The organism is Bifidobacterium goeldii (assembly GCF_003951095.1).
Lineage (GTDB): Bacteria > Actinomycetota > Actinomycetes > Actinomycetales > Bifidobacteriaceae > Bifidobacterium > Bifidobacterium goeldii.
The window spans coordinates 52,889-68,003 of the sequence record NZ_QXGL01000002.1; the positions used below are offsets into that span (position 1 = coordinate 52,889).

The following is a 15,115-nucleotide window of genomic DNA, read 5'->3' on the forward strand; positions in this document are numbered from 1 at the left end:
CTACACGCGCGCCCACAGACCGGCCGCGAACCTCTCAGCCTGTGGACATTCATGATTACAACGGCACTATGTCTGCGCGCTTACCACATCGCCGCAGACATAGTGCCATAGTGCCGAATACTGCTTAGTGGGTGATGGCCATTTGGCTTAAGCACCATGCGTTCTCATAGGAGACTTCACGCCACTGCTTGTAGCGGCCGGATGTACCGCCGTGACCGGCTTCCACCTCGATTTTGATCACTGCATCCACACCGGCAGCCTGCAAGCGAGCCACCCATTTGAGCGGTTCAACATACAGGACGCGCGTATCGTTCATCGACGTGGTGATAAACATCTTCGGGAAGTGCCGCACTACATCAGACTTACCAGCAGTACCAGCATCCGCCGTATCCGCTACGTCCGGCGCATTCTCATACGGCGTATACGACTTCATATAGCGGTACACGTCAGCGTCATGCAGCGGGTCTCCCCACTCATCCCACTCGGTCACTGTCAATGGCAGTGACGGGTCAAGAATCGACGTCAGCGCATCCACAAACGGCACGTCAGCTTCAATACCGGCGAAACGCTCAGGTGCCATGTTGGCTACGGCACCCATCAGCAAGCCGCCAGCAGAACCTCCGTCCGCTACCGTGCGGCGAGCGTCAGCAAGACCTGCATCCTGCAATGCGATAGTCGCATCAACAAAATCTTCGAACGAATGCCGCTTATGGAGCCTCCGCCCTTGCTCATACCATGCGCGGCCCATTTCGCCACCGCCGCGGATATGCGGCACCGCGTACAGTACGCCACGGTCAAGCATGCTCAACCGTGCTACAGAAAACGACGGATCTGAGCTGATCTCATACGCGCCATAGCCGGTGATGAACATTGCAGAATCAGACATCGGGTAATCGCGCCGCCATGCCAGCGAAACTGGAATCTGCTCGCCATCACGCGCAGTAATCCACACGCGACGCTCCATGTAATTGCGCGGGTCGAAGTCGCCCAGCACGTTCGCACGCTTCAACAGCACGTCGTTGCCGGTAGCGGGATCGTATTCATGCAATTCGCCGGGGCGCGTGTAACTGGAGAACGAGTAGCGCATACGCGGCGCCAAGTACGAGGGATTACCGCCAGAACCGATAGAGTACAGGCGGCGAGTTTCGCCCGGCAGCAGATCGTCAGCAGCACCGTCGGTCGTAGACACCATTGATAGCGCCGCAGGCTCAGCAGCATGCCCATGAGGGCCGTGCGGGCCAGCAAAATCATCGCCATGCAATGATTCCGCATCATCTTCAGTAAGATCAGTGTCCCAATCATTGTCAAGCGCTGGTGGCGTAAGCGTGCGGAATGCCCACGGCCGGCCGGCAAGAAAATCAGCGGCAGCCTGATCCTTCGTCATTACCGCGATATGTGGCAAACCGTCCGTACGATATGAGAGCACCACAAAGTAGCGGTGAATAGCAATGCCTTCGATTGCTAAACCATGAGTGCCGCGCAGAATCATGGGATTATCAGGGTTTACCCATGCGGCACCAACCGCGTGCTTGCTCGCACCGGGTTCAACCTCATCGCCATGCTCGCAACCGTAAGGGGAGCCGGCAGCCACGCACACGCCTTCTCCCAAGCGGAATGGCGGCTTGTGCGCGCGCATATCGATCACGTCGATTTCGAAGTTTGGATTATGCGCGTTGTGATATACGACTGCGAGCGGAATATCTTCGCCCTGCTCGCCAGCGCCTTCAAAACAGGCGAAGCTCACATCATATTCCACATCCGGCTCGCGCGGAATGAACACGGAGAACTCGCCTTCCGGATTGTCGACTGGCAACATCCACACTTCAGTAGATGTTTTCGAACCGGTACCGATCACAATATTGCGCTCGTCAAAGCTCAAGCCCACGCTCACCCAGAAACGCTCATCATCCTCGTGGAACACGGTGACATCACTATCTACCGGTGTACCAACGCGGTGACGGCGAATCTCACACGGGCGCCACGCGTCATCCAAAATCACGTAAAACACCCATTGCGCGTCGGGAGTAAAGCACGCGGAGCCAATGCCCGTCAGCGTTTCATCGAGTTCGCGGCCAGTTTCCAGATCGCGAATGCGAAAATCGTAGCGCTCACTGCCGTGCACGTCGACGCCGTACAGCATCCAACGGCCGTCTTTGCTAATATCCATGCCGCCCAGCACAAAGAAATCGTGTCCTTCAGCTTCATGATTCGCATCGAACACAATCTGCTCGCCCGGCATCGTCCCCGGCGCGTCAGCAGCATCTACTGCCGGCGGAGTCCAATCATCATCGTTACGAATCGGCATACGGCATTGCACACCATACTGCCGGCCTTCCTGCGTACGGGTGAAATACCAGTAGCCGTCCATGCGTGTCGGCACCGACATGTCCGTTTCCTGCACGTGCGACTTCAACTCGTCAAACAACGTGTCACGCAAGGTTTTCAACCCGGCCATACGATGCTCGCAGTACGCGTTTTGTGCAGCAACATAGTCGCGCACAGCATCAGAATCCTTATCACGCATCCACTCATAGGGGTCGGCGAACGTGTCGCCATGGAAGGTGCGGTGAGTAATGATTCGTTGAGCGATCGGCGGCTTCATCGCCGTTTCGGCAAGGTGCTGTACGTCTGTCATGCTGGCGATTATACGGCCGGGCTTGCGACAGGCTTACGCCAACAAGGCAACACGCAACGCCAGCACGACGTCAACAGCCGCGCAATACCCCAGCCGCACCGCTATTGAGCGAGCTTTTGCTTCAAATACGGCAGCATTGTTTTAACAAGATTTGCGCCCGTCGTACCAGTAAACACCGGCACATCAGTTACTGGCGTCGGCTGCGTAGCGGTAACGCCCATCATCGATGGCAAACCAGTCGACTCACGCGGCGACAACTGGCGAATACCAATCGCCAACACGCGCCCCGGGTAACGCCTGGCGATTGTCGCATACGTGGTCGGATCCTTCTGCCCATCATCACCGATCAAAATAAAGCGCATATCGGGAAAATCAGCCATCAACTGTTCAGCAAACTCAAGCTTGTGCTGCGGGCCGGAAGGCACAAACGTCTTCGGGCGCGGATCAAGATCGCGCAACAGCAGCGGACCTTCCGGAAAACCATGATATGAAATGAAATGCCGGATCGAACTTTCTACATTCCACGGCGAGGTTGACAGGTAGAAGAACGGCGCATCCGGGAACATATCCTGCAGTTTGGTAAACAGCACGCTCATACCCGGCACCGCGTTACGCTTCTTCGGATTGAGCAGCAGCAGATTGTACGCAGCCTTCCACAACACCGGCGCTTGCGTGATCATCACCGTATCGTCAACGTCAGAAATCACGCCGACTTTCGCGCTCGCAGGAATCGTAAACAAGTCTGCGGAAACCGCTTTGCGATCATGTGCCTGATACGTGACATGGTGAATGCCCGGTTCAAGCTGATGTTCGGCCACCAAATCAAGATAGCCGCTTTCATCAGACATCGCATATTCACTGCCGGTACCGCGCATGCGATCGAACCGGTCATACTGTTCAGATTCGCCAATTTGCACGGTTTCAAGCGGCGTGCCATCAATGGCAATGCGTACTTGCACGTGGGCGGCGGGAATCGCCAGCATGCCAACAATGCCACGGGTTAACGCGCCAGCTTTGCTGTGCTTGGGCGCATACACGGTGCGGCAAATGAGGCGCGAATAGACTTCCGTGCCATAGCCAACGTACGGTTCTACGCGCGGGAACCATTCAAGCCGTTTGGCGATTGCGGTAGACGCGTGCACCCACAAGCCGAATACGCCGGTAATAGTGCGGCGCATATGGCGGATGAGCGGCGGCTGTACTTCGATACGCTCGTGTTTAGACGCCGCATCGAACGTGGTGACGGCCGATCGTGCAGGAATAGGCACGGTCGGCATGTCATCAGCTTCAAGCGCGCGATCTCGCTCGTGGCGAGGCTCATGATCACGCCTATGCCACAGTCCACGACCGTGGCGCGAACCATCCTCGCGCTCGTGTTCGCTGCGCTTGCCGTCGTTGTCTATCATCCTCATAGTCAGTTGTTACTGCGCGATTTTCGCGTAGCCTTCCGCGTCGAGCAGTTCAGGCTCGTCGTCATCGAGTTCGATTTTGAACAGCCAGCCCTCACCGTATGGGTCATTGTTCACAATGGTGGGATCGTCAGCAACATCATGGTTCACGTAGCGGATCGTTCCAGCCACCGGGCACACCAACGGTTCGACAGCTTTGGCAGATTCCAATTCTAGAACCTCATCGCCAGCCTCGACGCGAGTGCCTTCTTCAGGCAGGTCAACGAACACGAGTTCGCCGAGTTTTTTCTCAGCGAACTCGGTAATGCCTACGAGCGCAGGCGAAACGGAGGTATCCACCCACACGTGTTCCTCGGAGTATTCGAGGTGGTCGGGAATGTCAAGGTTCAGCGCGTTGTCGTTCTCGTCACTCATGCACCCCAGTGTAGCGCACGAGACCTAAGAGCGGCTTACGCGCAACGTAACGCACCGTAACTTACTGGCGCACTGGCGCACACTTACTGGCATTTACTGGCGTACTGCGGCGTCAGGCGTGCTGCCAACTACTTGCACCATTGCGCCGACGGGCATGAAGTCATACACCCATTTCGCGTCGGCTACGTACATGTTGGTGCAGCCGTGCGATTTTGGCGTGCCGCTTGCAATGCCTTCTGAGTTCCAGGGAGCGCCATGGAAGCCTTCGCCCTGGTTGTAGTAGGTTACCCACGGCACGTTTGGCGTTACATAATCCTCGCCGCGCATGGTTTGCACCTCGTACTTGGTGTGTACGAAGAACGTGCCATTGTCGGTAGGCGTGGACTGCTTGCCAGTGGACACGGGGAAGCTCTTGACCAGCGTGGAGCCCTTGTATGCGTAAGCGGTCTGCTCGCTTAAGTTGATGACCATGTGCGGGTCGCCGTCTGGCGATTCGTAGTCTACCTTGCGGCTTTCAACCGTGTGATCGGTCACCTTCACTTTGGCTTCGATAGTCGTTTCCGCACCGGCAGTCAGCGCATTCACCACGTCCGTCGCCGTCTGGTCGGTGTTCTCCACATCCACGCCATCCGTACCCTTTTGCAGGGTGAACAGCACCTTGCTGCCGTCAGCGTTGGTCACATTCTTCTCAGCAACCATTTCCTGATTGAGCTGTGAAGGCAGGTTCGCTGCCAAATAGGTTTTGATAGCGTCCTGATCGTAGGAGAGCGTAATCGTGCCTTTTTGCAGATCAGTAGTCGGCTTAATCCACTTGGCGATTTCGTCGGCAGGCAGCGTGAACGACTTGCTCTTCGAATTCGTGATCGTCACAGGCGCGCTCAGACGCTGGTTTGCTTCGCCAGCGGCGGTGGTAGCCGTATCAACCGTGACTGGCATCGTCACATCTGCGTACGTGACAGAGACGCTTTGTGCTTGGCCAGGATCGCTGACTGCGCGCTCGATTGCATTAGTAACCGACTTCGACTGCGGCGCCTTGCCATCCTTACCATCGGTGACGGTGAACGTCTTGGATGATTCATCGTAGGCAATAGTGGAGGCGACTGCGCGATCATCTTCCTTGACCAACTGCTTGGTAAGGTACGTGCTCATCACGTAATCGTCAGTATTGGCAACCAGTGCTACATCTTGGCGGGCGAACGGGTTGACGCGTGCAAACATGCTGTCGGATTTTGCTGCGAGCAGCTTGTTGACCGTTTTGTTGACGTCGACGGTTACGCCGAGATCTTTAAGGCTTGCTTTGACTTTGCCGCCATCAGAATCGGTGACGGTGATTGCTGAATCAGCAACGGCTTGACGCACAGTGGTTTTCAGCTCGTCAGCGGTTTGGCCAACGACTTTCACACCGCCAAAGTGCACGCCGGGTGCGACTCGATTCTGGAAGTACCAGTTTGCGCCAAAGAATGCGGCTACGAACGCTACGAGCAGTGCTGCGATAAGACCGAATACGATAAAACGGCCGCGGTGAGATTTAGGTGACTTGGATGCCACAGCTGCGCCTCCATTCCCTCCATTACCACCGCGGGCACTGCCCGCGCCAAGCGCGGCAGCGTCAGCAGCACTCATCGCTACTGGTTCAAAAGCAATAGTGGCAACATCGTCAGCCGGCGGCATACCCTGTGCTGCGCTAGCGGGCGGTGGCGGCACTGCGCCAGCCTGTGCACCGTAATCGTAAGCGCCTGCGTAGGCCGATCCGTACGCGGCACTCGGCTGTTCGTTTTCGACGGGCACATCGACAGGAATACCGTTTTGTGAAGCGACATCCGCATATGATCCTGCGGGGAAGATTGACGGGCGCTCATCAAATGGCTGCGCGCTTACGGGCGCGGTCTGTGCAAACTCAGCCGGTGCAGACTCAGCCGGTGCAGACTCGGTCTGTGCAACAGTATCCTCATCGGCGATATCTGCCAGCGGATTGAACGCTTGCGTACGCTCACCTTCAGCCGGTTCGCTTACGCTCGCTGCAGCCTGCTGCGCTGCCAGTTCATCTTCGCCATCATGCAGCGTCGGCATCGTCAGGGACGGGATGTCAATCATCGGCTCGCCAAATGCCGGCGAAGCGTTTACAGCGTCGTCTGCCTGCTGTGCACTATCGCCCACGTTCACGCCGTTATCGGTGTACTCGTCAGCCATATCCATTCCTTACTTCAGGTTCTCGCGCCTACTATACCTACGCCCAGCACCAATACGAGCGGCAGTGTTACCAATATGCGATCGATATGCAATCGGCAAGTAACACTCATCGCCATCATCGGCGCATTTGCTCCCTTCAGCTTCGCATATTCAGTACGCAATATGGCCCGTATATCCGCTTTTTATGCGCTTTGTGACATATATCTCAGCCGTTGGCGAACAGCATGCAGATAACGCGAATATCTCGTCAGTGCGAGTATCTCCGCGGTCGTCTCCACAGTCGCCGCAGCAGCTCTCACAGTTCGCGGCCGTACCACTCTTCGATCATGTATCGCGCGATCGTAGCCTTGCCAGGAGCTTCAAGCTTTCCGGTAATCAACTCGTTCATATACTCATCGCGAGTTACAAACCGAGCGATCTTAGTTTCCTCACCATCTGGCGTCACATCAGTGCTCAACGCTTGCGCTTTAAACGCCATCATCAGTGAAGCCGGGAATGGCCACGGCTGCGAGCCAAGGTAGCGCACTTCGCCCAAGTCGATGCCCGTTTCTTCCTTCGCTTCACGGCGAACCGCATGCTCAAGGTTCTCACCGGCTTCCACAAAACCAGCGCACACCGAATACAGTTTCGGATTACGCCACGCAGCATTGTGCTGCAACAGCAAACGATCCTGCGAGTCAACAATTGCAGTAATCACCGCCGGCTCAATGCGCGGGAAAAGCATGCGATTACCATCTGCTTCGCTAGTGCAACGCTGCGCCCAACCGCCGCTCACTGATTCGACTGGAGCACCGCAGGTGGGGCAAAAACGTTGGCGATTATGCCACATGCTCAGCGATACTGCGCTGGTCGCCTGCCCTGCTTCACGCGCGCTCGCGTGGGGCGTAAATCCACGCAAATCCACCCAATCAAAACGGTCAACTGCTTGCACGAGCAAATCCGTTTTGCTGTGGTGAGCTAATGGTTCTTCAGAGCCGCCATCATCGAACGCGCCATCCGCACTATTCGCTGCAGAATCTGCAAGCATGGGCGAGCGCGGTCCTTGAATACGCGTGATGTCGATCGCAACAACATGTTCGCTGCGAGCGCCACCATACGAGCCGAGGAACATGGCGACTGCTTCAGGGTGAGCGGCGAGCTGCACGCCCATGTATGCGCCCGGTAGCGTAGACAAGCGCATTTTTGCAGCCTCATAGTCCACGAAACCGCCTTGCCCGCGTGGAACTGCGAGCAGACCATCGCGCACAAGAATGACCTTGGTGGCAGGGTCGGCGAACAGGTCGTCGAACAGGTTCGGGTCGGTACGACGGTCGACTTGATAGTCAATATCGCCTTGCGCGAGCGGCAGGAATGGCAGCGTTTGCGTTAACGCCAATGGTGAAAACATGGTCATGCTCCTTATGCTTCAGGATGTTCAGGCGTTCTCGCCTGCGCGCACGCGACGCATCAGGTCAAGCAATACGTGAGCTACTTCATCCGGGTGCTCAACAGCGCTGAAATGAGCGCAATCCTCAAGCATGGTAAATGTTGGCTTGGTGCTGGTCATTGCGGCAGCGAGCTCTTCCATAGCGGCCGGCGGGCTGAATGGATCTTTGTCACCACCGACTACTGCGGCTGGAACGCTGATGTTGGCAAGCTGATCCGTTAAGTCCTCACGACCGGCTGCCATGCGTTGACGCCATGCGATTCCGCGCGGCGGCTGCGAGGCGATCCAACGCGCGAGCATTGCACTGCCGCCAGCAGAACGTTTGAAACTGGAATCTGATTCGCTGGCTTGTGCGAATCCCATGACTGCGTCAACGTTGTTGTCACGCTCGCATTGTTCCGCAACGGCGATACGGTGTGCGCGAGCATCAGCACTGTCTGCACTGGTTTTGGTGTCGCACAATGCTACTCCAGCGATCATGTCTGGGTGGCGGCGCTGCATGTCCATTACCACATAGCCGCCCATCGACAGTCCTGCCCATACGGCGCGCTCGTAGCCTGCGTCGCGCACGAGCTGCGCGTACGCGTCGGTCATATTGTCAAGCGCATCCAAGTATGCGCCATCAGTGTCAACACGGCCGCTATCGTGCGCGTCAGGAATCGGTCCTTCGCCAGCACCGGGCATATCCGGCGCCCAGATGGTTAACGCAGCATCACCTTGCGCTGCAGCGAGCGCGATCAGACGGCCCGCGCACCCATCCCACATGCGGTGATCTACTGGGAACGCGTGCACTAATACCAGTGGCACCCCTTCGCCTTCACAGTAAACCGTGTTGTTCAGTTCGATCATCCGATTCCTTCCAATACGTCACATCAATATGTCATACGCCGAGCCATGCGAGCGCTTGGCGTACGATCTTGCCGTGCCCGTTCACCATCTGGCCGATAAACGTTTCCATCACATCGCCGCGCGGGTCTACCCATTCGACGTCCAGCGTCTCATCCTGCGGCTTGCAGTCGCCGGCGATAGGCACCACATAGCACAGTGCGATCGCATGCTGGCGCGGATCGTAGAACTCGCTTAAACCGGGTGTGGGGAAGAATTCCGCCACAGTAAACGGCTGGAGATTCTGCGGTAGCATCGGCAGCGCAATATCGCCCAAATCCTTGGCAATATTGCGTGCGATTGCCTCGCGCAATGTCTCATGGAACAGTACGCGGCCGGTGATCAGCGTGCGTTCAATCGAACCGTCATCAGACACGTGCAGCAACGAGCCGACTTGCGATACGCGGCCCATGTCATCGGTGCGCACTGGCACGATTTCTACGTATGCGATCGGAATTTGGCGGCGCGCACGACTAATGTCGGCTGGGCCCAACCATCCAGGCGGGTTGCTGTGGTTAGACCCGTGGATGAAGTCTTCTGGCGTAATGTCGTCGAATTCGCCGCGGCGGCGGCCGGCATCGAAATCGCCGTCGTCGGGTACCTCGTCATTCAAAACTGGCATGTCTTCATTATGGCCCCAAGCACGTGACCGCAGTGTATCGCGCTTCTATTCGGCGCTCGGCGTAGGGCGACACGCTTCGTTCGTCTTCAAGCTGAAGTTGTTGAGTGGTACTGGGATGCTGGAGAGCAATAACGAACGTGCTTGAAAGCGAGGGGAATATTATGGTTATTGCGCTCAATACGCAGGATTTTGAGAAGACGATTACGAACAATGAGCTGGTGTTCGTTGATTTCTGGGCAACGTGGTGTGGACCGTGCCGCCAGTTCGGCCCGATTTTTGAGGCTGCCTCTGAGCAGAACCCGGACATTACGTTCGCCAAGGTTGATATTGACGCTAACCAGGATCTTGCTGCTGCCGCTGGTATTCAGGCTGTGCCTACGCTGATGATTCTCAAGCAGGGTCAGATTATTTTCCAGCAGGCTGGCGCATTGAACGCTGAAGCGCTTGACGATCTGATTAGCCAGGCGAAAGCGCTGGATATGAGCGCAGCTGCTGAGTCTGCATCTGCTGCTAATTCCGAGCAGACTGCCTGAGCTGGTTAAGCCAAGCCCAGTAATGAGCATCTGAGAAGGCTTGGAGCGGACTGCACCCCCGATTATTGGACTAAAACCTCCGATGTAATGAACGAAAGTTCGGTTTCATTGCCGGTCTCTCCGCTCCCATGCATTGCAGATGTGGAACAAAAGGTAATCCCCTTGGTCTAAACTGTTGAGCAGTGCGTGCATGCCAGTGCGATCCTCGCGGACCGTCACGCCGACGTGGACTTCCCTATCGAAATCCAGTCACACTGAGGATTATTGGACGATCAAGGAGCATAATGGCCAGCCATCGCAGAGCGCATACACCTACGCTGCTCTCACTCAGCAAGCGTCAGTGGATTCGTCTTGTCGCGATCATGGCGGCGGTAATCATGGTAATTGCCGCTGGCATTGTCTCCCGCAATTTCTACGCCGATAAGGAAGGCACCGCTGCCTCCACGGTGAAGGAATATTCAGCCACCGATTTGGCTGGCAGCACGGTTTCTCGTGGATCGACGCGTACCGAACTGCGCGGAGATAACGGAGATACCAGCTATGTGACGGTGAAAATCAACGGCAAGTCCCGCGTTGTACTGGGCACTGATTTCACGAATGTCAAGTCAGTGCTGGATGCAGGCGACATCACTCTTGAACCAGACGATTCTGTCTCCCCCTCGCTAGACACCAAGGTGGATGAATCCACCGTTATTACTATTACGCGCGCCAACACGCAGGTAGAAACTTCTGACGACCCGATTGCATTCAACATCGTCAAGAAGGAAACCTCCTCACTGCCTAAGGGCCAGGAAAAGGTTGAAACCGAAGGCGAAGAGGGCGTAATGGAAACCACTAGCTTGGTTACTCGCTCTGGCGATACGGTTGTTTCTTCGAACGTGTTCACGTCCTACGTGAAGAAAGCACCAGTCGATAAGGTGATTCTCGTAGGTACTGGTTCGACCGCCACTACGTCGAGCAACAGTCTTGGCGATACGGTGCCAGCAGGCGAAATGCAGCAGTGGGCACATGATTATCTGCTCGCCAACGGTTACACGGAAAGTGACTTTACTGCCGCCGTCTACATCATCAACCACGAGTCTGGTTGGCGCGTGAACGCGACAAACCCAAGCTCCGGCGCTTACGGCCTGCCGCAGGCTCTGCCTGGCAGCAAGATGGCTTCTGCTGGCGCTGACTGGGCTACCAACTACCAGACCCAGTTCAAGTGGTTTGTGAACTATTGCAACAGCCGTTACGGTTCTTTGGCTGGCGCGTACAGCTACTGGCTGTCCCACCACAGCTACTGATCGACTGATCGGCTGATCGGTTGACCTGCCTGAACCACATAAGCCTCCGCAGCTAACACTGTGGAGGCTTTTTCATTTCCGCTCTAAGGGCAAGCCCTCTATAGCACTTAAAGGTTGTGTGCATATCCGGACCATTCGGATACCCCCTTAGCGGTTTAAGTGAGCCGGATATGCACACAACGAGAAGGGGCCAGATCTGGTCAACCTCAACTATCAGAACCTTAACTGCAGAGCCTTAACTGAACCTTAACTGGGTGGTTAGAGCCCAACTAAGATGGGGGTCACTAAGCCAACCCGACCCAGTGACCCCAATCAATCAATCAGTCAGATCAGTTCGTCGCACCATCGGTAGTGGACTGAGGCGTGGTCGTAGTGGTGCCGCCGGTCGTCGTGCCCGTGCTGCCACCAGTCGTCGTACCAGTACCAGTGCCGGTACCATCCGTCGTCGTGCCCGTGCTGCCGCCGGTCGTCGTACCGGTTCCTGAACCCGAGCCCGCAGTGCCGCCGGTCGTCGTATTATTCTGCTGCTGTTGCGCCTGCCGTTGAGCCTGCTGTTGCTGCTGGTAGAGACGCTGGCGGTAAGCCGTGTAGGAGCTCATCGAATCGTTCACTGCAGTGCTCGCGGCGCCAATCGTATCAATCGACTGCTGCAGCGCAGAAGCGTCAAGCTTCGCGTCACTTTCCTTCAACTGCGCGTTGGCGCTCTCAATCGCTTGACGCAATGTGTCACGCGTGGTGTCGTCAGACACTGCGCCTTCACTGTCGTTCAGCAGCTGCTGCGCGGTAGTCACCGTGGTTTGCAGCTGCTGCTTGAGCTCGCTGATCTTTGCCGTACGCGCATCAGTAACAGACTTCGTCGCGTCAGTGACTGCCTTGGCAGCATCGTTAATCTTGCCAGCAAGCGTGGTGTTGGAATCAGCATTGCGCGTCAACGCGTCCGTATTGAGCGAAGCGTCGCAACTATCGGCAGCATCCAAGTTCGAAGCATTGTCGATAGCCGTGTTGAGCTTGTCGGTAATCGTTTGGTCAAGCCCGCTCGCCTGCTGCTGTGCAGTCTTGCCCTTGGTGAGCGCAGCGTTCAATGTTTTCACTGCGTCATCAACATCAGACTTTGCCTGCGTGCATAGGCTCATCGCCTGCTGATGCTCCTGTTGCGCTTGACGATTGCGCCACAACGCGTAGCCGCCGCCAGCGAGTGCTGCAAGAACCAGCAGCACGATAATCACGATGGCGATATTCCTACCGACATGGGAACGCTTCGGAGGCTTTGCTGGATTGCGCGGCGTGGGGGTGTTGCCGTTTGCTCCTGCAAGCGGATTGAAAACCGCAGTACCACCATTGCCAGGCGTACCAGTTGGAGCCATTGCGCGCGTGGCAGCCACCGCCGCATCAGCCTCGCTCTGACTGACGGGTTCGAGTACTACAGTAACCGCATTATCAGCCTTGGGCTGCGGCTGTGCAGGCTCTGCAGGAATATCAGCAACATCTGCCAGCCCCAGCGGATCACCACCTTGCGCAGCAGCGTCTGAAGCCGCCGCATCATGATGATGCGTGTGGTGGTTCAGATTAGGAATTGACGGCATATCAGGTACCAGCGGATGGCCTACTTGCGGGAATTCAAGTGAAGGAATATCCCACGCTGCCTCATCCACTACATCGGGGTTGATCATTGGCTCAGGCGCATTAGCGTCAGTGTTACCAGCATGGTTCGTGTGGCCGTTTGAGCCAGTACGGCCACGCTGCTGTTCGACGTCATCATTGGTCGAATCATTCAGTTCACTCATCACACTACCCCCGTAATGCTTGCAACGGCATCCATTATGCTCGATCGTGCATACTTTTGCGTATTCCCTTTTATATATACCGCCCATCACACGGCTTTATGCCTCACTCATCGCCGACTCTCCTGCCCAACCGCCGACCCGCAAACGAACACTTGCCCACCGTTGGGAGTAGTGTATCTACGTCGGATTAATGATGCATATACAACAAACCCGACGCAACGGTGGCGTCAGGTTGCGAAGGGAACGTGGCACATGAGCGGAACGACACGGCTCAGCAATCGCAGCAAAGCGTTATCGCAGGCGCTTACCAGCGAGGAAAGCTATGTCGACGGTCATTTGACGCGCACCGCGTTTGCTTCGATCGCGATTTTGACGTTTATTACATTCGTCGGTAACTTCACGCAATTGCAGTTGAGTGCCGCGCTGCCCACGATCGTCACTGAATTCGGCGTTTCTGTAACCACTGGTCAATGGCTTACGTCGATTTTCCAGCTGGTGATGGGCGTTATGGTGCCGCTTACCGCGTTTCTTACGCGCCGGTTTACCACGCGGCAGATTGTGCTCGTGTCGATGAGCGTATTCACAATCGGCTCTTTGCTTGCTTGGATTGGCTCCTCGTTCCTGATGGTGCTTGTTGGCCGACTGCTTGAAGCGATTGGCACTGGTGTGATGTGGCCAGTGCTGCAAATTACCGTGTTTTCGATTTACCCGCTGTCGCGACGCGGTATGGCGATGGGCACGGTTGGTATGGCAATGAGTGTTGCACCTGCCCTTGGCCCGACTATCGGCGGTATGCAAACCGACATGTTCGGCTGGCGTTCGATTTTCTGCACGCTGACCACGATCGGCATAGCTTCACTGTTGATGGCAGCTTTTGGGCTGCGCAACTTCGGCGTCACTGATCAGCATGCGAAGGCAGACTTCTTCTCTGTAGCGCTGTCAGTGTTCGGTTTTGGCGGTTTGATGTTCGGTTTTACCAATATTGAATCGTATCCGTTCACGCATCCGATGGTGTGGCTGTCAATGCTGATCGGCGTATTGGGCATTATTTGGTTTGTGATGCGGCAGATTCACAGCGCGCGACGCTTTGCCGCCGCAGCTGCAACCAACGACACAGCCGCAGCCGCCAACACAGCCGCAGCCGCAGCCGCCAACACAGCCGCAGCCAACGCTGACGCTGCGAAACGAACCGGCAGCAGCGTTACTCCCAATCCGCCGCTACTCAACCTTGGCGTGCTCAAAAACCGCAATTTTACTACCGGCACCGTGTGCGCCGCGTTGAGCTTCTTCGCATTCAGCTCAATTATGGTGATTATGCCGCTGTATATTCAAAACGATCGCGGCTATTCCGCCACAATCAGCGGTCTGGTCATGATGCCAGGCGCGTTCGGCATGTGTATTTCACAGTATTTCGGCGGCAAACTCCTCGATCGTCTTGGCGCACGCCCGGTGGCAATCACTGGTACGACTGTTCTGCTGTTTGGCACGATTATGATGAGCCTGATTGGCCCACACACGTGGATTTGGTGGGTGTCAATCTGGCAGTTTATCCGGCAGATCGGCATGGGTTTCGTCATCATGCCGATTACCACATGGTCGCTCAACTGCCTCGATCACACCGAAGTATCGGCAGGTTCAGCCGTTACTAACACCGTGCGTCAAATCGCCGGCGCAATCGGCGCTCCTGTGCTCGTCATCATGCTGGAAACGCTCACGCGCATGCATGGCGGCTCGCCCGCGCTCGCCGGTATTTTCGGCACACAGTGGACACTGCGATTTAGCGCGTTCCTCGTGTTCTTGCAGATGCTTATCGTCATTTTTGGCGTCAAGGGTTCTGGCGCAGGCTCTTCGCGCGAAGCCGCTCAGCGTGCGCTCGCCAAACTGCGTGCATAAATCCTCATAACACAAACAATTGGCCGGTATGATGCGCG

At 56.2% G+C, this 15,115-nt stretch carries 11 protein-coding genes; 3 read left to right on the forward strand and 8 right to left on the reverse strand.

From position 1 onward, the window contains the following. Positions 1–124: 124 nt before the first annotated feature. The 7 genes from D2E25_RS03875 to D2E25_RS03905 all read right to left on the reverse strand — a co-directional run bounded on the left by D2E25_RS03875 (position 125) and on the right by D2E25_RS03905 (position 9,581). Entirely contained in the window at positions 125–2,602 is a 2,478-nt protein-coding gene (locus D2E25_RS03875) for a S9 family peptidase (protein ID WP_420897325.1), read from the reverse strand. A 134-nt stretch (positions 2,603–2,736) separates the two neighbouring features. Next, the gene (locus tag D2E25_RS03880) at positions 2,737–3,912 is read right to left on the reverse strand and encodes an App1 family protein (RefSeq protein WP_241217028.1); all 1,176 of its coding nucleotides are present in this window, start codon (positions 3,910–3,912) and stop codon (positions 2,737–2,739) included. A gap of 144 nt (positions 3,913–4,056) precedes the next feature. Further along, positions 4,057–4,458: a glycine cleavage system protein GcvH gene (gene gcvH / locus D2E25_RS03885; RefSeq protein ID WP_125979993.1), complete on the reverse strand. Its 402-nt coding sequence runs from the start codon at positions 4,456–4,458 to the stop codon at positions 4,057–4,059. Between the two features lie 93 nt (positions 4,459–4,551). After that, complete coding sequence (locus D2E25_RS03890) at positions 4,552–6,648, reverse strand: L,D-transpeptidase family protein (protein ID WP_241217001.1); 2,097 nt, start codon at positions 6,646–6,648, stop codon at positions 4,552–4,554. Between the two features lie 295 nt (positions 6,649–6,943). Continuing rightward, positions 6,944–8,041, reverse strand: a complete 1,098-nt coding sequence (nudC, locus tag D2E25_RS03895) for an NAD(+) diphosphatase (RefSeq protein WP_125979995.1) — start codon at positions 8,039–8,041, stop codon at positions 6,944–6,946. A 21-nt stretch (positions 8,042–8,062) separates the two neighbouring features. Continuing rightward, a complete protein-coding gene (locus D2E25_RS03900) occupies positions 8,063–8,923 on the reverse strand; it encodes an alpha/beta fold hydrolase (protein ID WP_125979997.1) in 861 nt (286 codons plus the stop codon). A gap of 31 nt (positions 8,924–8,954) precedes the next feature. Next, positions 8,955–9,581 carry an NUDIX hydrolase family protein gene (locus D2E25_RS03905; protein WP_125979999.1) on the reverse strand — a complete coding sequence of 209 codons (627 nt, stop codon included), beginning with the start codon at positions 9,579–9,581 and terminating at the stop codon, positions 8,955–8,957. 161 nt (positions 9,582–9,742) lie between these two features. Here D2E25_RS03905 and trxA point away from each other — a divergent pair, with 161 nt between their 5' ends. Both trxA and D2E25_RS03915 read left to right on the forward strand, forming a co-directional pair. Further along, entirely contained in the window at positions 9,743–10,114 is a 372-nt protein-coding gene (gene trxA, locus D2E25_RS03910; protein ID WP_420897323.1) for a thioredoxin, read from the forward strand. 284 nt (positions 10,115–10,398) lie between these two features. After that, positions 10,399–11,400, forward strand: coding sequence for an aggregation-promoting factor C-terminal-like domain-containing protein (locus D2E25_RS03915; protein WP_125980001.1), 1,002 nt, complete (start codon positions 10,399–10,401; stop codon positions 11,398–11,400). Positions 11,401–11,729: 329 nt separating this feature from the next. Here the strand turns inward: D2E25_RS03915 and D2E25_RS03920 are convergent, their stop codons facing one another. Further along, entirely contained in the window at positions 11,730–13,184 is a 1,455-nt protein-coding gene (locus D2E25_RS03920; protein WP_125980003.1) for a flagellar basal body-associated FliL family protein, read from the reverse strand. Positions 13,185–13,436: 252 nt separating this feature from the next. On the opposite strand from D2E25_RS03920, the gene D2E25_RS03925 reads away from it, so the two are divergent. Continuing rightward, complete coding sequence (locus tag D2E25_RS03925) at positions 13,437–15,077, forward strand: MDR family MFS transporter (protein ID WP_125980005.1); 1,641 nt, start codon at positions 13,437–13,439, stop codon at positions 15,075–15,077. Positions 15,078–15,115 lie beyond the last annotated feature (38 nt).